Annotated in this window: 19 protein-coding genes; 7 read left to right on the plus strand and 12 right to left on the minus strand. The window is 63.0% G+C overall.

Annotated elements, in window-relative coordinates; all coding sequences use genetic code 11:
* Window positions 1-23: 23 nt before the first annotated feature.
* From nuoN to BG60_RS31190, 5 genes are all read left to right on the plus strand, one after another.
* On the plus strand, window positions 24-1,496 hold the full coding sequence (gene nuoN / locus BG60_RS31170; RefSeq protein WP_008341711.1) for an NADH-quinone oxidoreductase subunit NuoN: 1,473 nt from the start codon (window positions 24-26) through the stop codon (window positions 1,494-1,496).
* Window positions 1,496-1,816, plus strand: coding sequence for a DUF2818 family protein (locus tag BG60_RS31175; protein WP_008341710.1), 321 nt, complete (start codon window positions 1,496-1,498; stop codon window positions 1,814-1,816). Before nuoN ends, BG60_RS31175 begins: the two co-directional genes overlap by 1 nt.
* 50 nt (window positions 1,817-1,866) lie before the next feature.
* Window positions 1,867-2,466, plus strand: coding sequence for an NUDIX domain-containing protein (locus BG60_RS31180; RefSeq protein ID WP_008341708.1), 600 nt, complete (start codon window positions 1,867-1,869; stop codon window positions 2,464-2,466).
* A 198-nt stretch (window positions 2,467-2,664) separates the two neighbouring features.
* Window positions 2,665-3,114: a DUF1178 family protein gene (locus tag BG60_RS31185; RefSeq protein WP_008341706.1), complete on the plus strand. Its 450-nt coding sequence runs from the start codon at window positions 2,665-2,667 to the stop codon at window positions 3,112-3,114.
* A gap of 154 nt (window positions 3,115-3,268) precedes the next feature.
* Complete coding sequence (locus tag BG60_RS31190; RefSeq protein WP_008341704.1) at window positions 3,269-3,739, plus strand: MaoC family dehydratase; 471 nt, start codon at window positions 3,269-3,271, stop codon at window positions 3,737-3,739.
* Here BG60_RS31190 and BG60_RS31195 read toward each other — a convergent pair.
* The 7 genes from BG60_RS31195 to BG60_RS31225 are packed head-to-tail and all read right to left on the minus strand — an operon-like array spanning window position 3,728 to window position 10,886.
* Window positions 3,728-4,951: an acyl-CoA dehydrogenase family protein gene (locus tag BG60_RS31195; protein ID WP_033535770.1), complete on the minus strand. Its 1,224-nt coding sequence runs from the start codon at window positions 4,949-4,951 to the stop codon at window positions 3,728-3,730. The two genes, BG60_RS31190 and BG60_RS31195, sit on opposite strands and share 12 nt — an antisense overlap.
* The gene (locus BG60_RS31200; protein ID WP_008341699.1) at window positions 4,948-6,051 is read right to left on the minus strand and encodes a phosphotransferase; all 1,104 of its coding nucleotides are present in this window, start codon (window positions 6,049-6,051) and stop codon (window positions 4,948-4,950) included. The genes BG60_RS31195 and BG60_RS31200 overlap by 4 nt, the downstream gene beginning before the upstream one ends.
* Window positions 6,052-6,073: 22 nt before the next feature.
* Window positions 6,074-6,799 carry a histidine phosphatase family protein gene (locus BG60_RS31205; RefSeq protein WP_008341696.1) on the minus strand — a complete coding sequence of 242 codons (726 nt, stop codon included), beginning with the start codon at window positions 6,797-6,799 and terminating at the stop codon, window positions 6,074-6,076.
* Between the two features lie 4 nt (window positions 6,800-6,803).
* On the minus strand, window positions 6,804-7,592 hold the full coding sequence (locus BG60_RS31210) for an oxepin-CoA hydrolase, alternative type (protein WP_008341693.1): 789 nt from the start codon (window positions 7,590-7,592) through the stop codon (window positions 6,804-6,806).
* A complete protein-coding gene (locus BG60_RS31215) occupies window positions 7,589-9,130 on the minus strand; it encodes a 3-hydroxyacyl-CoA dehydrogenase (protein ID WP_008341692.1) in 1,542 nt (513 codons plus the stop codon). The genes BG60_RS31210 and BG60_RS31215 overlap by 4 nt, the downstream gene beginning before the upstream one ends.
* A 48-nt stretch (window positions 9,131-9,178) precedes the next feature.
* Window positions 9,179-10,360 (minus strand): pyridoxal phosphate-dependent aminotransferase, encoded by a 1,182-nt coding sequence (locus tag BG60_RS31220; RefSeq protein ID WP_008341690.1) that lies wholly within the window; start codon window positions 10,358-10,360, stop codon window positions 9,179-9,181.
* Between the two features lie 46 nt (window positions 10,361-10,406).
* Complete coding sequence (locus BG60_RS31225) at window positions 10,407-10,886, minus strand: putative toxin-antitoxin system toxin component, PIN family (protein ID WP_008341688.1); 480 nt, start codon at window positions 10,884-10,886, stop codon at window positions 10,407-10,409.
* A gap of 56 nt (window positions 10,887-10,942) precedes the next feature.
* On the opposite strand from BG60_RS31225, the gene yaaA reads away from it, so the two are divergent.
* Together yaaA and BG60_RS31235 are read left to right on the plus strand one after the other, a co-directional pair.
* Complete coding sequence (gene yaaA / locus BG60_RS31230; protein WP_008341685.1) at window positions 10,943-11,722, plus strand: peroxide stress protein YaaA; 780 nt, start codon at window positions 10,943-10,945, stop codon at window positions 11,720-11,722.
* Between the two features lie 32 nt (window positions 11,723-11,754).
* Window positions 11,755-12,915 carry a M14 family metallopeptidase gene (locus BG60_RS31235; protein ID WP_008341683.1) on the plus strand — a complete coding sequence of 387 codons (1,161 nt, stop codon included), beginning with the start codon at window positions 11,755-11,757 and terminating at the stop codon, window positions 12,913-12,915.
* A 93-nt stretch (window positions 12,916-13,008) separates the two neighbouring features.
* Here BG60_RS31235 and BG60_RS31240 read toward each other — a convergent pair whose 3' ends face one another.
* From BG60_RS31240 to BG60_RS39370, 5 genes are all read right to left on the minus strand, one after another.
* The gene (locus tag BG60_RS31240; protein WP_034473902.1) at window positions 13,009-13,593 is read right to left on the minus strand and encodes a BspC domain-containing protein; all 585 of its coding nucleotides are present in this window, start codon (window positions 13,591-13,593) and stop codon (window positions 13,009-13,011) included.
* Between the two features lie 147 nt (window positions 13,594-13,740).
* Complete coding sequence (locus tag BG60_RS31245) at window positions 13,741-14,415, minus strand: membrane protein (protein WP_033535783.1); 675 nt, start codon at window positions 14,413-14,415, stop codon at window positions 13,741-13,743.
* A 68-nt stretch (window positions 14,416-14,483) separates the two neighbouring features.
* Complete coding sequence (locus BG60_RS31250; RefSeq protein ID WP_033535768.1) at window positions 14,484-15,290, minus strand: helix-turn-helix transcriptional regulator; 807 nt, start codon at window positions 15,288-15,290, stop codon at window positions 14,484-14,486.
* Window positions 15,291-15,480: 190 nt separating this feature from the next.
* The gene (locus BG60_RS31255; RefSeq protein ID WP_033535767.1) at window positions 15,481-16,695 is read right to left on the minus strand and encodes a DUF2863 family protein; all 1,215 of its coding nucleotides are present in this window, start codon (window positions 16,693-16,695) and stop codon (window positions 15,481-15,483) included.
* 7 nt (window positions 16,696-16,702) lie between these two features.
* Window positions 16,703-16,926: hypothetical protein (locus tag BG60_RS39370; RefSeq protein WP_206540332.1), on the minus strand; the 224-nt coding region annotated here is incomplete at its 5' end.

The raw sequence follows: 16,926 nt of genomic DNA on the forward strand, positions 1-16,926 counted from the left end.
TCGTGCGGAGGAACTAAAAGATCATGCAAAACGCCTCTATGAGTATTCTTTGGCCTGACGCGATCCTGATGGCGTCGGTCGTTCTGGCCTGGCTCAACGACACGATGTTCGGCCCGAAGAGCCGCGGCACGACGTATCTGATCGCGCTCGTGTCGACGATCGTCTGCGGCGTGTGGTTCGCCGTCACCGCGCTCGACCCGACGCCGCATTTCTTCTTCACGCGCATGTATATCGTCGATCCGTTCGCGAGCGCGATGAAGGCGGTGGTGTGTCTCGGCTACGCGGTGTCGATCATCTACTCGAAGAAGTATCTGGAAGACCGCGACCTGTTCCGCGGCGACTTCTTCCTGCTCGGCCTGTTTTCGCTGCTCGGCCAGTGCGTGATGATTTCGGGCAACAACTTCCTGACGCTGTATCTCGGCCTCGAACTGATGTCGCTGTCGCTGTACGCGGTGATCGCGCTGCGCAAGGACGTGCCGCAGTCGAACGAGTCGGCGATGAAGTACTACGTGCTCGGCGCGCTCGCATCCGGCTTCCTGCTGTACGGCATCTCGATGATCTACGGCGCGACCGGCTCGCTCGATCTGAACGAAGTGCTGAAGACCGTCGCATCGGGCCGCATCAACGACGCCGTGCTGCTGTTCGGCGCGATCTTCATCGTTGCGGGCGTGGCGTTCAAGATGGGCGCGGTGCCGTTCCACATGTGGGTGCCTGACGTCTACCAGGGCGCGCCGACCGCGATGACGCTGCTCACCGGCGGCGGACCGAAGGTCGCGGCGTTCGCGTGGGGTCTGCGCTTCCTGGTGATGGGCCTCTTGCCGCTCGCGGTGGACTGGCAGGAAATGCTCGTGATCCTCGCGGCGCTGTCGCTGATCGTCGGCAACATCACGGGTATCGTGCAGAAGAACATCAAGCGGATGCTGGCTTACTCGGCCATCTCGAACATGGGCTTCGTGCTGCTGGGTCTGCTCGCCGGCGTGGTCGACGGCAAGCTGACGGGTGCGGCGGGCGCATACAGCTCGGCGATGTTCTACAGCATCATCTATCTCGTCACGACGCTCGGCACCTTCGGCGTGGTCATGCTGCTCGCGCGCCGCGACTTCGAAGCCGAAATGCTCGAAGACTTCAAGGGCCTGAATCAGCGCAGCCCGGTATTCGCGTTCGTTATGATGATCATGATGTTCTCGCTCGCCGGCATCCCGCCGACGGTCGGCTTCTACGCGAAGCTCGCCGTGCTCGAAGCGACGATGAACGCCGGTCTCACATGGCTCGCCGTCCTCGCCGTGATGACCTCGCTCGTGGGCGCGTTCTACTACCTGCGCGTCGTCAAGCTGATGTACTTCGATGCGCCGACGGACGCATCGCCGATCGTCGCCGGCGGCCTGAACCGCTCGCTGCTCGCGTTCAACGGCCTGGCCGTTCTGGTGCTCGGTCTGGTGCCGGGTCCGTTGATGAGCGCGTGCCTCACGGCGATCTCGCATACGCTGCCGCTGTAATGTCGGCGGCAGGCTGGTTCATCGTGCTGTTGGCGCTCGTTCTTGCCAACGTGCCGTTCCTGAATCAGCGCCTCTTCGCCATCGTCCCGTTGCCGCTTCCGGCGACGACGGGACGCAAGGCGGTGAAGAAGAGCGCGTGGATTCGCATCGGCGAGCTCGTCGTTCTTTACTTTGTGGTCGGTGCGCTCGGCTTCATGCTCGAAGCGCGCGCCGGCAACCGATTCGATCAGGAATGGCAGTTCTATGCCATTACCTTCAGTCTCTTCGTCGTGTTCGCCTTTCCGGGCTTCACGTATCAATATCTCGTCAAACGCCGCTGACCGCTTCGTGCTGTCAGCGGCTTGTTTGCTTCAACAGCACAGGGCCCAAGATGGCAGATCATTCCTCGATTCCCGGTAACGACGACGGCCTCATCGAAAAGAAGGTCGAAAGCGTCACGCTGCACGAGGGCAAGTTCCTCACGCTGAAACGCGATACCGTTGAATTGCCCGATGGCAAGCACGCGACGCGCGAGTTCGTCGAGCATCCCGGCGCGGTGATGATTCTCCCGGTCTTCGACGACGGACGCGTGCTGCTCGAACGCCAATTTCGTTATCCGGTGGGCCGCGTGCTGCTTGAATTTCCGGCGGGTAAGCTCGATCCGGACGAAGACGAGCTGACGTGCGCGAAACGCGAGTTGCAGGAAGAGACGGGTTACACCGCGCGTGAATGGACGTTCCTCACGCGAATCCATCCGGTGATTTCGTATTCGACCGAGTTCATCGACATCTATCTTGCGCGCGGCCTCGATGCCGGCGATGCGAAACTCGACGAAGGCGAATTCCTCGAGACTTTCGTCGCCGACGAAGCGCAGTTGATGGCCTGGGTGAAGGACGGCAGCATCAGCGACGTGAAGACGATCATCGGCGTGTTCTGGCTGGAGAAGATCCGCTCGGGTGAGTGGAAGCTTGGTGAGTCGATCGAGGATTGAGCGCTCGTCACACGGATGCGTGCAAAAGCTGCCTCGATGGCCGCTTTTGTCGTTTTTGCGTCGTCGAAGGCGCCCTTCGGGCCGAGCGGCTAGAATGAGTAGTTCAGCGTTTGACGGCCACTGCACATTCCTGCAGATTTGCGAACGACCGTTCATAAAGCGCGTTTTTGAGATAAACTTCAACGAAGCCCCATCAGCATGAAGGTCCTCGATTTAAAGTGCTCGCACGATCACCGGTTCGAAGGCTGGTTCGCCTCGACCGAAGAGTTCGAGTCGCAATTGTCGCGCAAGCTGGTTGCTTGTCCGGTTTGCTCGGCGACCGATGTGAGTCGTATGCCGTCCGCGCCACGCTTGAATTTGTCGTCCGCGCGAGGTGAGGCGGCTTCCCAGCCTGCGCAGACGCAAGCCGCGCCTGAAGCGGCGGCATTGCAGGCGCGCGCGCTGCAATTCATGCGCGAGCTGATCGAGAAGACCGAAAACGTGGGCGACCGGTTTGCCGACGAGGCGCGGCGCATTCATTACAACGAGGCGCCGGCGCGCAACATACGCGGCGTCACGACGCCCGAAGAGACGCACGCCCTTCTCGAAGAAGGGATCGACGTGATGCCGTTGCCTGTTCCGGACGTGCTGAAAGAGCCGCTGCAGTAACGTTCTTGCGCGGTGTCTTTGCGGGCTCCGGAAGGGGCCGTGAAGGAGACACTGCGCATGGACATCAGTTTTTCTCACCGACGCCAGTCCTCCGCGCGTTCTGCGCGACCGTGTTCTCCGTTGTCAGAATTTGCCGCCACGTAAAGGAGAACGCATGACCTACGCTTTTGAGGATTTCGAAATCGGCAGCGCCGTGACGCTGGGCGCGCACACGTTCACGAGAGACGAGATCGTCGGATTTGCGGAGCGTTACGATCCGCAACCGTTTCATCTCTCGGAGGCGGCGGGCGAGGCGTCGCATTTCGGCGGGCTCGTCGCGAGCGGCTGGAACACCTGTTCCGCGATGATGGGCATCCTCGTGCGCGACATGTTGCGCGGTTCGACCTCGATGGGCTCGCCCGGTCTCGACAACATCCGCTGGATCAAGCCCGTGCGCGTCGGCGATAGCGTGCGCCTCACCGTGCGCGTGCTCGACAAGCGCGTGTCGAAGAGCAAGCCGGATCGCGGCATCGTGCAGACGCGCTGGGAAGCGCACAACCAGAACGGCGAGCTCGTGCTGACCGTCGATTCCGCCGCGCTTTTCGGCCTGCGCAATCCTGTCGATCCGGGCGCGTCAGCCGCCTGACGCGTATTTCCCGAGTTCGAGCTTCGCGATCGCATTTCGATGCACTTCGTCGGGGCCGTCGGCTAAACGCAGCGTGCGCGCCGATGCATATGCATAAGCAAGCGGAAAGTCGTCGCAGACGCCTCCCGCGCCGTGTGCCTGGATCGCCCAGTCGATGACCTGGCACGCGACGTTCGGCGCGACGACCTTGATCATCGCGATTTCGCCGCGCGCGCCCTTGTTGCCGACGGTGTCCATCATGTACGCGGCCTTGAGCGTCAGAAGCCGCGCCTGCTCGATCATGATGCGCGCCTCGGCGATACGCTCCTGCGTCACGCCATGCTGCGCGATCGGCTTGCCGAACGCGACACGCGCGAGTGTGCGTCTCGTCATCAACTCGAGCGCGCGTTCGGCGAGTCCGATCAGACGCATGCAATGATGGATGCGCCCGGGCCCGAGCCGTCCCTGCGCGATTTCGAAGCCGCGTCCTTCGCCTAACAGCATGTTCGTCGCGGGCACGCGCACGTTGTCGAGCGTGATGTCCATATGGCCGTGCGGCGCGTCGTCGTAGCCGAAGACGTTCAACGGCCGATGCACCGTGATGCCGCTCGCATCGGCGGGCACGAGAATCATCGATTGCTGCGCGTGTTTCGGCGCGTCGGCGTCGGTCTTGCCCATCACGATATACACCTTGCAGCGCGGATCGCCCGCGCCCGACGACCACCATTTGTGGCCGTCGATCACGTAGCTGTCGCCGTCGCGCGCGATGCTGCAGCGGATGTTCGTCGCATCCGATGACGCAACTTCCGGCTCCGTCATCAAAAACGCCGAGCGGACTTCGCCGCGCAACAGCGGCTCGAGCCATTGGGCTTTTTGCGCATCGGTGCCGTAGCGTTCGATGGTTTCCATGTTGCCCGTATCGGGCGCGCTGCAATTGAAGACTTCGGGCGCCCACGGCACGCGGCCCATGATTTCGCACAAGGGCGCGTATTCGAGATTCGTCAGCCCCGCGCCGCGCGCCGATGCGGGCAGGAAGAGATTCCACAGTCCCTCGGCGCGCGCTTGCTCCTTCAAGCCTTCGATGAGGCGCGTCGGAATCCACGCGTTGCCAGCCGCGCGATTCGCCGCGATTTCATCGGCGTAAGCGCCTTCGTTGGGATAGATGTGCGCGTCGAAGAAAGCGAGCAGCTTCTCGCGCAACGCCTGCACCTTGGGCGTGTAGTCGAAGTTCATGCGCTTGTCCCCACTTTTTGTGCGTATGTCCACGCGAGTTCGGCCATCGGCCGCGCGCGCTTGCCCGCATCGACGGCTTGCGCGCTTGCGGCGGTGCCATCGACGACGCGCTTCATGATGCCCTGCAGGATCGCGGCGATGCGGAACATGTTGTAGGCGAGATAGAAGTTCCAGTCGCCTTCGATTGCGAAGCCGGTGCGCTCGCAATAGCGTTTCACGTACGCGGCTTCGTCGGGAATGCCGAGCGCCGCCCAGTCGAGTCCGGCGATGCCGCGAAACTGCGATGGGTCGACATGCCACGCCATGCAGTGATACGCGAAGTCGGCGAGCGGATCGCCGAGCGTCGACAGTTCCCAGTCGAGCACGGCGAGCACGCGCGGCTCGGCCGGATGAAAGATGAGATTGTCGAGCCGGAAGTCGCCGTGCACGACGCTGACTTTCGGTTCGCGGGACGCGGGAATATGCCGCGGCAACCAGTCGATCAGGCGATTCATCGCGTCGATCTTCTCGGTTTCGGACGCGACGTATTGCTTGCTCCAGCGTCCGATCTGCCGCTCGAAATAATTGCCCGGCTTGCCGTAGCCCGATAACCCGGCGGCCTCGACATCGACGGTATGGAGCGCTGCGATCACGCGATTCGTTTCCTCATAGATCGCGGCGCGCTCGACGGGCGTCATGCCGGGCAACGACTGATCCCACAGCACGCGGCCCTGGACGAACTCCATCACATAGAACGCGCGGCCGATCACGCTTTCGTCCTCGCATAACGCGAGCATGCGCGCGACGGGAACGTCGGTGGCGGCGAGCGCGTGCATCACGCGATACTCGCGCTCGATCGCATGCGCAGACGGCAAGAGTTTCGCCGCGGGTCCGGGCTTCGCGCGCATCACGTAACTGCGCGCGGGCGTGACGAGCTTGAATGTCGGATTCGACTGGCCGCCGGCAAATTGTTCGATGGTCAACGGGCCGTCGAAGCCATCGACGTTCGCCGCGAGCCACGCTACGAGCGCATCGGTATCGAAACGCTGTTTGTCCTGCACGGGCCGCGTTCCTTCGAACGCGGAGAAATCGGACTGCTTTTGCGTCTCGTTGTTCTGCATCGTCTCCTCCGGACTGCGGTTTTCAGTTCATGTCGCCGGCCTTGTAGCGAACGAATTGGGCGTAGAGCAGTTCCATCGTCGTATTGCGCACGTCGGCGTGCAGCGGCGAGGGCGGCGAATGATTGATCGCGTGCACGACCCAGTCGGCCGGCTTGTCGCCGACATCGAGCGCGTTGATGCAGCCCGTCGCCTGCGACAGATGCCCGAAGAACGCGCGCCCGCCCGCGGTGATCGCGTGCGAGAGCAGCGCGCGATTGACGCCACCGTGCAGCACGAGCAGCGCCGTGTCCCACGATCGATCTTCACGCAGACGCGCGACCGCAGGCAGCACGCGGTCGAGCAATTCGCCGATGGTTTCGCCGCCGAGGAATTGCGTCTCTTCCGGCACGACGCCATCGAACACCGAGAGAAACGCGCGCTCGATGTCCGACACCGTCAGATCCTTCAGCTTGCCGCCGCGAATTTCCTGCCACTCGGGCCACACTTCGATGTCGATGCTTTGCCCCGTCGCGTCGAGCACGCGTTGCGCGGTTTCGATCGTGCGCGGCAATCCGCTCGCAATCACGCGATCGAAGCGCACGTTCTGCGCGGCGAACTCGCGGCCCGCGGCGCTCGCTTCCTCGCGTCCGCGCTCGTTGAGCGGCACGCTTTCGGGATCGATCGCGCGGCCGCTGTCGTCGAAATAGGTGACGTCTCCATGACGCATCAGAAAGATGCGCCGGCGCTTCGGCAATTCGTAGTGAGCCATGAGCTTAGCGATAGTTCGGCTGGCGCTTTTCGAGGAACGCGGTGATGCCTTCGAGCGCGTCGCCGTGATGCAGCGCATCGACGAAACTGTCGCGCTCCATGTCGAGATGCGCGGCGAGCGGCTGCAGCTCGGCGGCGTTGATGAGCGACTTGATGCGCGCCATCGCTTTCGGCGACACGCTGCCGAGATCGTCGGCCCACGCGATAGCCGCATCGAGCGCGATGCCTTTCTTCGTCAGCCGGTTCACGACGCCGACTTCATGCAGCCGCGCCGCGCCGATCGGCTTCGCTTCGAGCAGCACTTCGCTCGCGAGCGTGCGCGGCAGCGTGCGTGACAGAAACCACGATGCGCCGCCATCGGGCGTCAGGCCGACGCGTGCATACGACATGACGAATCGGGCGTCATCGGCGGCGACGATCAGATCGCACGCGAGCGCGAGCGAGAAACCCGCGCCGGCCGCCGCGCCTTCGACGGCGGCAATGACCGGTTTCGTCGATGAGCGCAACGCGCTGATCCATTCCGCCAGCAGATCGATGCTTTCGCCTTGCACCGACGGATCCTTCGCGCGGTTTTCCAGCAGGCGATTCAGATTGCCGCCCGCGCAGAAGAAGTTGTCCGCGCCGGTCAGCACGATCGCGCGCACGCTGTTGTCGCGCTCCGCCGTGTTCAACGCCTCGATGCCGGCCGCGTACATGTCCGGATGCAGCGCGTTGCGCGCGCCGGGATTGGACAACTTGAGCACGAGCGTGGTGTCGCTGCCCGCGGGACGGTCTGTCAGAAGTTCGGCGCTCATCTGAGCTCCTCGGTATGGGTAAGCGAAAGTCCGAGCTGCGCGCGCCGCGTGAGCCACGGCGAGGGCCGGTAGCGCGGATCGCCGAGCGCCGTGCAAATGTTGCGCAGGATCGTGAGGATCGTCGTCGCGCCGAGCGTATCGCCGAGCGCGAGCGGACCTTGCGGATAGCCCAGGCCGAGCATCACGGCGAGATCGATGTCCTCGGGCGTCGCGATGCCTTGCTGCGCGATATCGCAGCCGATATTGACGATCGTCGCGACGACGCGTTGCGCGACGAAGCCGGTCGAATCGCGGATAACGGAGACCGGCACGCCGTCGAAAGCGAGGAGGGCGTGCGCGGCGTCGCGCATCTCGGGCGAGGTCGCGGGCGTCGTCATGATCGTGCGGCGCGCGACCGTATCGAGCGGGAAGAGCGTATCGACGGCGACGACGCGCGTCGCATCGAGATGCTCGTTGACCGCGGCGGTGGTCGCATCGAAACCGAGCGGCGTCACGATGATGAGCGAATCCGGCTCCGGCGTGTGGCCCGCGTCGATGTGCACCGAGCAATCGCATTTGGCGATCAGCTTCAGCACTTGCTCGCGTCCTTCGTGCGATGCGCGGCTGATCCACACGCGCGTCGGCAGTTCGGTCGGCGCGGCGGGTTCGGGCGGCACGTCCTGCTTGCCATCGACATAGCGATAAAAACCTTCGCCTGCCTTGCGCCCGATGAGCCCGCCCGCGAGCCGCGTGCCCGTGATCGGCGACGGCTTGAAGCGCGGCTCCTCATAGAACTGGTGATAGATCGACTCCATCACCGGATGCGATACATCGAGCGCGGTGAGATCGAGCAGCTCGAACGGTCCGAGCCGAAAGCCTGCCTGCTCGCGCATGATGCGGTCGATTTCCGCGAAGCTCGCGACGCCTTCGCTCGCCACGCGCAGGCCTTCGGTGTTCATGCCGCGCCCGGCGTGATTGACGATGAAGCCCGGCATGTCCTTCGCGCGCACGGGCGTATGACCCATGCGGCGCGCGAGGTCCATCAATGCGTCGCCTGCGCGCGGGTCGCCGCGCAGTCCGTCGATGACTTCGACGACGCGCATCAACGGCACCGGGTTGAAGAAGTGAAAGCCCGCGACGCGCTCGGGATGCGCGCATCCGGCGGCGATCGCGGTGATCGAAAGCGACGACGTGTTCGACGCCAGAATGCAGCGCTCGCCGACCACGGCTTCGAGCTCGCGAAACAGTTCGCGCTTGAGGTCGAGGTTCTCGACGATCGCCTCGACGATGGCGTCGCAATCGGAAAGCTCGCCCGTGTCGCCCGCATCGCGGATGCGCGCGAGCGCCGCGTGCGCGTCGGCTTCCTTGAGCTTGCCTTTCGCGATGAGCTTCGCGAACGTGTCCGACAGATACTCGCGCGCCGCAGCGAGCGCTTTCGGATTCGTATCGTAGATGCGCACGCTGAGCCCGCCGAGCGCCGCGATCTGCGCGATGCCGCGCCCCATCGCGCCGCTGCCGACGATGCCGAGCGTTTCGATCTTGAAGTCTTGCGTACTCATGTTCCGTTCGACTCCTCGTTGTGGCGGTTATGGCGCGTGCGCCGCGGTTCAAAGCTTCGCGAGACGTTCCAGCGCGAGTGCGAGCGTTTCTTCCTTCTTCGCGAAGCAGAAGCGCACGACGCCCGATTCATGGCTCTCGTGATAGAACGCCGAAACGGGAATCGCCGCGACGCCGATCTCGCTCGTGAGCCATTGCGAGAACTCGGCTTCGGGCATGTCGCTGATCTTCGAATAATCGACGCACTGGAAGTAAGTGCCTTCGGACGGCAACAGCGAGAAGCGCGTCTTCGCGAGACCTTCGCGGAAGAAATCGCGCTTCTTCTGATAGAACGCGGGCAGTTCGAGATACGGCTTCGGGTCTTCGAGATAATGCGCGAGACCGATCTGCATCGGCGTGTTCACGGTGAACACGTTGAACTGATGCACCTTGCGGAATTCGGCCGTCAACGCGGCGGGCGCGGCCACATAGCCGACTTTCCAGCCGGTCACATGAAACGTCTTGCCGAAGCTCGACACGACGAAGCTGCGTTTCGCCAGCTCCGGATAGCGCGACACGCTTTCGTGCGGCGCGCCGTCGTAGACCATGTGCTCGTAGACTTCGTCGGAGACGATCAGCACATTGGTGTCGCGCACGATCTCTTCGAGCTTCTTCATGTCCTCCGCGCGCCACACGCGGCCGGTCGGATTGTGCGGCGTGTTGATCATGATGAGGCGCGTCCTCGGCGTGATCGCGGCGGCGATCTTGTCGAAGGGCAGCGCGTAGTCGGGCGCTTCGAGCGACACGAACACCGGCTTGCCACCCGCGAGTTCGATCGACGGCACATAGCTGTCGTACATCGGCTCGATGACGATGACTTCATCGCCCGGATGCACGCAGCACAGGATCGCCGTGAGCAGCGCCTGCGTCGCGCCGGCGGTCACGGTGATGTCGGTGTCGGGGTTATACGCGCGGCCGTAGAGCGCGTCGATCTTGCGCGCGATCGCCTGGCGCAACGGCGCGGCGCCCGCCATCGGCGGATATTGATTGTGGCCGTCGCGCATGGCGGCCGCGACGGCATCGACGATGCGGGCGTCGCAATCGAAATCGGGGAAGCCCTGGCCGAGATTCACCGCGCCTTTTTGCGTGGCGAGCGCGCTCATCACGGTGAAGATGGTCGTGCCCACGTTGGGCAGACGCGACGGGAAGTAAAGTTCGGGCGGTGTCGGCGGCAATTCGTGCGTCGTGTTCATGGTCGGATGGGCGTTGAATTTGGCTCGCGACTATTTTAAGACACCGTCAGCCGATGGCCGCCTGTGCCTCGAATTCGATGACGAACGGCTTCGGCTCGGCGATGCGAAACGCGAAATCGCGCGCGACGCGCCGCGCGAGCTTCAGCACCGCGCGGTCTTTCGATACGAGCCACTGTGCGCCCGATGCGTGCGCGAGTTCGAGAAACTTCTGGTCGTCGCGGTCCTTGCATTGGGGCAGCGGACGCTCGTTTTCGTCGATGGTCGCGGCCACGAGCGTCGACAGGCGCGCGACGCTCGCGAGCGCGGCGGTCTTGTCGACGTCCATTCGCACGAATTGCGGATAGTCGAGCACGCGCGTGAGTTCCCTGAGACAGCGCTCGTCGATGAGCGCTTCGAGCGTGCGGGCAACGAGTGCGGCGTGAATCGGACGCGTGGCGGGGTCGTCGAATACGAGGATGTCGATCCACACATTCGAATCGAGCACCACGCGCGTGGAGCCAGGCTGCGGCGCGGCGGAATTGTCCATTCGATACAATCAGGGGTTTATGCCAATGATCGCCGGCGGCGTGCCGGCGAGCCTCCATGATAATCGTTCTCTCGCCCGCCAAATCGCTCGACTACGAGACGCCTGCCCATATCAAGAAGCACACGCTGCCGCAATTCGTCGATGACGCCGCGGAACTGATCGACGGACTGCGTGAACTTTCGCCGCAGCAGATCGGCGGCATGATGAGCATTTCGGACCCGCTCGCGGCGCTGAACTTCCAGCGTTACGCGGACTGGTCGAAGACCTTCGACACGAACAATTCCAAGCAGGCGGTGCTCGCGTTCAACGGCGACGTGTACGAAGGCTTTGCCGCGAAGTCGCTGTCTGCCGGCGATCTCGATTTCGCGCAAAATCATGTGCGCGTGCTGTCGGGGCTGTATGGTTTGTTGCGGCCGCTCGATTTGCTGCAGCCGTATCGGCTCGAAATGGGCACGAAGTTTCCGAATGCGCGCGGCAAAGACCTCTACGCTTTCTGGGGCGAGCGCATTACGGCGGCGCTCAACGAGCAGTTGCAGAGGCAGCGCGGCGCGCGGGTGCTCGTGAACTGCGCGTCGGAGGAATATTTCAAGTCGGTCAAGCCGAAGCTGCTGGCGGCTCCGGTCATCTCGCCCGTGTTCGAGGACTGGAAGGGCGGGCGCTACAAGATCATCAGCTTTCATGCGAAGCGCGCGCGCGGAATGATGGCGCGTTATGCGGTCGAGAACCGCATCGACGAACCGGAAGCGCTCAAGGGCTTCGACAGCGAAGGCTACAAATTCGATGCAAAAGCATCGAACGACACGACCTATGTATTTCGTCGCCGCGTCGCGGACTGAGATCCACGCGGCAAGCACGCAAGGAAACGCAGATGACTCTCTCTATCTCAAGCAACTTCGACGCGGGCGCGATCGAAGTCCTCAACGCCGACGATCCCGCCGACATTCGCCTGCGCATTCGTCCCGATTCGCACGCGGATTTCGCGCAATGGTTCTATTTCCGCGTGTCGGGCGCGCGCGGCGAGCGTCTCGTGATGACCTTCGAGAACGCGGCGCAGTGCGCGTTTCCCGAGGGCTGGCGCGACTATGAAGCGGTCGCCAGCTACGACCGCGTGAACTGGTTCCGCGTGTCGACGGAGTACGACGGGCAGGTGATGAAGATCGATCACACGCCTGACTTCGATCGCATCTATTACGCGTACTTCGAGCCGTACAGCGAAGAGCGCCACTCGGAGTTTCTCGGCGCGGTCCAGCAGATGCCGCTCGCGACGCTGACCGAGCTCGGCAGCACGGTTCAGGGCCGCCCGATATCGGTGCTGTCGCTCGGCATCCCGGATTTCGGCGACGCCGAGCCGAAGAAGAAAGTCTGGATCATCGCGCGTCAGCATCCGGGCGAGACGATGGCGGAATGGTTCGTCGAAGGACTCGTGAAGCGTCTCGCCGGTTTCGGCGACTGGGCGGGCGATCCGGTGGCGCGCGCGCTCTTCGAGCGGGCCATTTTCCATATCGTGCCGAACATGAATCCGGACGGCAGCGTGCTCGGCAACCTGCGCACCAACGCGGCGGGGGCGAACCTCAACCGCGAATGGATGGAGCCGAGCGCGCAACGCAGTCCGGAAGTGCTGGTCGTGCGCGAGGCGATCGAGGAAACGGGCTGCGACCTGTTCTTCGATATCCACGGCGACGAAGCCATTCCGTACGTGTTCGTCGCGGGCTCGGAGATGCTGCCGGGCTTCACCGAGCAGCAGGCGAAGGAGCAGAAGGCGTTCGTCGATTTCTTCAAGCAGGCGAGCCCGGATTTCCAGGACGTCCACGGCTACGAGTCGAGCAAGTATCAGACAGATGCGCTCAAGCTCGCGTCGAAGTACATCGGCAACGAGTATAAATGCCTGTCGCTTACGCTCGAGATGCCGTTCAAGGACAACGCGAATCTGCCCGACGAGAGCGTCGGCTGGAACGGCGCGCGCAGCGCGGCGCTCGGCGCATCGATGCTGCAAGCCATTCTGTGGCATCTGCAGGCGTTCGGCGCCTGAGCGCCGCCGACTTGCCGCCGATGTGAAAAGGGCGTGGCCGCTTCATGCAGCCACGCCCTTTTTTGTCGTGTCTTCGTCGCAGGACGAAGGGAGCTAGTGCTTCTTGGTGCTCTTTTTTGTCGACTTGGTCGAGGACTTCGACGTGGTTTTCGACTTGCCCGACGACGCCTTCGTCTTCGCGCCGTGCTTGCCCTTCGTGGCGTGCGTCGAGCGAGGTTCAGCGCGCGCGCGCAATGGCGGGACGGGATCGTTCCAGCCGAAAGCGAGCATCTGACTGCCGACATAACCGCAGCGGAACTTGAGCGGAGTGGGATCGCTCCCGCCGTCCTTCGGCATGCCTTGACCTTCGACGGTCACGACATTGTCCACTTTGATTCGCTGCTTCTTCTCGTCGAACGAATCGTTCCACGGCTCGATCGCGGAATGCGAGGCATCGAACGAGGCAGGCGGAAATTCGACGTGATCGAACGCCGACGACGTGCTGGCGATGAAGTTGCCATGTGCAGCGCAATCCGCGACGAGCGGGTTGGCTTTGAAATCGGTGACGAAGTGGTGAATCAGTTCGTTGCGCTCGTCGAGCGAATCGGCAAAAGCGGACACGGCGCATGCCAACGATGCACATACCGCCAACCGGCCGACGAGCCGCAGGAGCCGGCGCGGTGCGAAGTTACTTTCCATCAAGTCTGGCGCTAAGAAGACACGGGCAAGTAAGATGCGCCGTGTGGGGAGGGAGTTCAATCTTATCGTACTTTGTGCGTGTACCCATCGCCCGGAGTCCGATATCCGACTCCGCCAGTAGCAGTGAATTGATACGTTTCGCGCAACCTAGACGCGCGGGCCGCGGTCCAGGCGATAGCGGCGCACGTCATAGGTGGTGATCCAGGCAGGCTTGTACACCGTGATCAATATGGTGAGCAGGCCCGTGAAGAGCGCCTCGCCGGCGCCCAGCAGCAGCGAGCCGCGCGTGAATGCCGGAGGCACGATGACCGGGCCGCCGGCAAGCGCCATCTCGAGCCCGACCGTCGCGCCACAAGCGGCGGCCACCGCAACCGCCGACGTGATGAACCCGTGTCCGGCGATGAAGGTAAAGAGATTGCGCGGCAAGCATAGGTTGCTCAAGCGCTGCAGCAATGTCGACACAGCGACGGGCACTGCGCCGAAGAGAAGATAGGTGGTCGCGACCGACAGCCACGATGCATCGAGCACGACGGCCGCGAGACCCGTGGTCGCGGCCGTGCCGATGAGCGCGAGCCGCCAGTCGAACAGCGTGACCATCAACGTTGCGCCCAATAGATGGATGACGGGTCCGTCATCGAACCATGCGTTGCATGCCCATAGCACCGAGATCGCGACGATGACGCCAAGCCACACGTTTTGCAGCGTGGCGTCCTGCAGGCGAGCGAACGGACGCTGCAGCATTGCGAGCGCGAGCAGCCCCGCGGCGGCGATCCAGCTGCCGACGGTTAGCCAAAGCGGTAGCGGTGTGTAGAAGAACCCCATGCCTTGCATATTACTCGTTGCGCGTAAAACGTGTGCGCAAAGGACGGACCCGTTTGCCTCGTTTGTTGCTAGAACGTTGATTCAGGCTCGGCGGCCATCGGCAGCGCGGCCGCATCGTTGTCGAGAAGCGACGGATAGCGCGTCCGCGGCCGGCGCAGCGGAATCACGCCTGGCTGGCCCGATACGACGCGCACCGGTTTCTCGCCTCCGCTGCGCAGAATCTCGAGATGCGAATTCTGCACGCCGTTGTAGATCGCGACCGCGGCCGCGCGATTTGTCGCGCCCAGCTGCTGGAAGATACTTGCAAGGTGGATTTTCACCGTGCCTTCGCTGATACCGAGCGTCTTCGCGATCATCTTGTTCGTGCTGCCCATGTGCACGCAGCGCATGATCTGCTGTTGTCGCGGTGACAGCGTCGGATGATGGCGAATCTTCGGCAGCTTGGCACTGTTTCGAATGCGGCGGGTGGTGAGCTCAAGCGTCAGTTCCGGGTCGACCACGTCCGGCGGAATGTAATGTCCACCGACGAGGACCATCTCCAGCGCGCGGAGTATCAGGATGGGATCGAGGGCGCGCGGGATCACGCCCATTGCGCCGACGCTCATCAGCGCGTAGACCAGCGCGGCGCCGCAACGGTCGACCATGATGGCCGCTGGCACATCTGGGGCGTCGTCGAGCAGGATCTGCAGGTCGCCGGTGCGCAGTTCGGGCGCCCAGTCGATCACGATCATGTCAGGGGAGGAGCGCTTCAAGGCGGAACGGGCTTGTCTCCAATCCTTCGCCTCGATGAATTGCGCTTGGCGCGCAACGCGGCGCAGCAATGTTTTAAGGCCCGCCCGGCGTTCTGCGTCGGAACCAATGATGTTGATTATCATGCTTCACCTCTTGTCAATACACCGTCGCCTACCGGCTTCGGAACTCGGCGCCGGTTTGCATCGGCGCCAGTCGGTATGTTGACAAATTTAAGGTGATTTGGCCCCCTATCCGAATGGCATAGGCATAAATACACAAAACCCCGCACGCGGCGGGGTTCTTTTTGGCGTAAATAGCTGCTATCGAGCATCGTTAATGGAAATGTGGCTGCGCAGGATCAGCGTCTTCCGGCATTTCAGCGTGAACGATCTCGCCGAGCGGATCGGCATAGAGCGGCACGCCGCAGTCGTCGCAGAACTCCGGTTCGAAGCGTCCCGCATGGCGGCGTACGTCAGAGACACCTGTCTTCTTCAGCAACTCGACGATTTCTTCCACCGGTCCATTGGCGCCCTCGAGATCGACCGGATCCTCGTCCATTCCGAGTTCCCCGTTCTCGCGGCCGTAGAGCGGCCACACGACGCCGTAGATCACATCGTTGCTGCCGCGACGTGTAAAGCCGATGCGATATTCGTCGATGCGCCGCTCGCCGAAGCCCGCGATGACCGCGCGCAAGTCCTGGGGCGCGGTGCCGAGCGTATCGAACAGATATCGGACGGCGGTACGTACGGTGTGCGGACGCACCTGCTCGTCGGCGTCGCGGCAGGCGGAGTAGTAGGCGTCAGGAAGCAAGCACTCGAACTCGCAGCCCGGCAGAATTGCCGCGAAGCTCGGTCCGCCTTGCGCGGCCCACTGTTCGAGGCATTGACCCCGCTCCACGCGGCTGCCGTTTTCGTCTTCCTGCCAGCGAAAGAACGCCGCACCGGCCGGTACGACGACCAGCGCCAATAGAAATCGCGGGTCCGCGAGAATCGGCGAGGTTTCCGGGAGGTCCGACAGATTCAGACGTGCGACGCTGCCGGTCGTCACCGTCTGCAGCAACTGTTGCGCGAGGCGCGACGTATCCACATGGTGGCGTGGCAACTGATCGATGCTGTACAGATAGGGCGCGACGGCTACCCGGGCATCGGCTGCGAGCACATGAGCCTGCATCTGCGTGCGCAGTGCGTCGACGGCATCGCCCTTGAGCGAGCCCGATGGAATCGCGTAGCGCGTCCACGCGAGCACCGGCGCGGCAATGAGCAAGGCTTCATGCGGTGCGCCTTCGATGTCGAATCTGAACGACTCGCTGTGCGTCTCGGCCATATCGGCGAGCGCGCCGTAGGCGTCCGGATGATTCTGCTGCAGATGGTCGAGCGCGGCGTCGAGCGTCGTCTGATTGCCGTTGCGCACGAGTTTGGCGATGAGCGTGTCGAGGCGAGCTTCCCAGAAGCGGTCCTCGACACGGCTGCCGGACGCGAAAAGCGCGAGGGAGAGGCTGACGAGCTTGTCTGCATCTGGGGGAATACGTTTTGCGATTCGCGAGCGCATATAGATACTAGAGTGAATTAGTGCGGTGAACCTTTGATTGTAGTCGCTCGGGCGATGCTTTTATCGTGCGGCGTTGCAACACGTCGATCGGAGGAGAGTGCAGCGTGACTTGGAGCGCCACGATAATTTCTTTGCATCCCCCTTGCGGAGTCGGGATTCGCTCACTAGAATTCCGTTCCTTCGCGATTCGATGATCGCGAAGGAAGCGGGAGAGGGCGGTATCGGCGGTGT

This window comes from Caballeronia zhejiangensis (assembly GCF_000698575.1).
In the GTDB taxonomy this organism is placed as follows: Bacteria; Pseudomonadota; Gammaproteobacteria; order Burkholderiales; family Burkholderiaceae; genus Caballeronia; species Caballeronia zhejiangensis.

What these genes read in the sequence shown, in the direction of transcription:
- BG60_RS31185 (WP_008341706.1), top strand. Translation starts at nt 2,665, where the DNA reads ATGAAGGTCCTCGATTTAAAGTGCTCGCACGATCACCGGTTCGAAGGC.
- BG60_RS31240 (WP_034473902.1), bottom strand. Translation starts at nt 13,593, where the DNA reads ATGGAAAGTAACTTCGCACCGCGCCGGCTCCTGCGGCTCGTCGGCCGG.
- BG60_RS31235 (WP_008341683.1), top strand. Translation starts at nt 11,755, where the DNA reads ATGACTCTCTCTATCTCAAGCAACTTCGACGCGGGCGCGATCGAAGTC.
- BG60_RS31195 (WP_033535770.1), bottom strand. Translation starts at nt 4,951, where the DNA reads ATGAACTTCGACTACACGCCCAAGGTGCAGGCGTTGCGCGAGAAGCTG.
- BG60_RS31255 (WP_033535767.1), bottom strand. Translation starts at nt 16,695, where the DNA reads ATGCGCTCGCGAATCGCAAAACGTATTCCCCCAGATGCAGACAAGCTC.
- BG60_RS31180 (WP_008341708.1), top strand. Translation starts at nt 1,867, where the DNA reads ATGGCAGATCATTCCTCGATTCCCGGTAACGACGACGGCCTCATCGAA.
- BG60_RS31225 (WP_008341688.1), bottom strand. Translation starts at nt 10,886, where the DNA reads ATGGACAATTCCGCCGCGCCGCAGCCTGGCTCCACGCGCGTGGTGCTC.
- BG60_RS31205 (WP_008341696.1), bottom strand. Translation starts at nt 6,799, where the DNA reads ATGGCTCACTACGAATTGCCGAAGCGCCGGCGCATCTTTCTGATGCGT.
- BG60_RS31190 (WP_008341704.1), top strand. Translation starts at nt 3,269, where the DNA reads ATGACCTACGCTTTTGAGGATTTCGAAATCGGCAGCGCCGTGACGCTG.
- nuoN (WP_008341711.1), top strand. Translation starts at nt 24, where the DNA reads ATGCAAAACGCCTCTATGAGTATTCTTTGGCCTGACGCGATCCTGATG.
- BG60_RS31210 (WP_008341693.1), bottom strand. Translation starts at nt 7,592, where the DNA reads ATGAGCGCCGAACTTCTGACAGACCGTCCCGCGGGCAGCGACACCACG.
- yaaA (WP_008341685.1), top strand. Translation starts at nt 10,943, where the DNA reads ATGATAATCGTTCTCTCGCCCGCCAAATCGCTCGACTACGAGACGCCT.
- BG60_RS31215 (WP_008341692.1), bottom strand. Translation starts at nt 9,130, where the DNA reads ATGAGTACGCAAGACTTCAAGATCGAAACGCTCGGCATCGTCGGCAGC.
- BG60_RS31220 (WP_008341690.1), bottom strand. Translation starts at nt 10,360, where the DNA reads ATGAACACGACGCACGAATTGCCGCCGACACCGCCCGAACTTTACTTC.
- BG60_RS31250 (WP_033535768.1), bottom strand. Translation starts at nt 15,290, where the DNA reads ATGATAATCAACATCATTGGTTCCGACGCAGAACGCCGGGCGGGCCTT.
- BG60_RS31245 (WP_033535783.1), bottom strand. Translation starts at nt 14,415, where the DNA reads ATGGGGTTCTTCTACACACCGCTACCGCTTTGGCTAACCGTCGGCAGC.
- BG60_RS31200 (WP_008341699.1), bottom strand. Translation starts at nt 6,051, where the DNA reads ATGCAGAACAACGAGACGCAAAAGCAGTCCGATTTCTCCGCGTTCGAA.
- BG60_RS31175 (WP_008341710.1), top strand. Translation starts at nt 1,496, where the DNA reads ATGTCGGCGGCAGGCTGGTTCATCGTGCTGTTGGCGCTCGTTCTTGCC.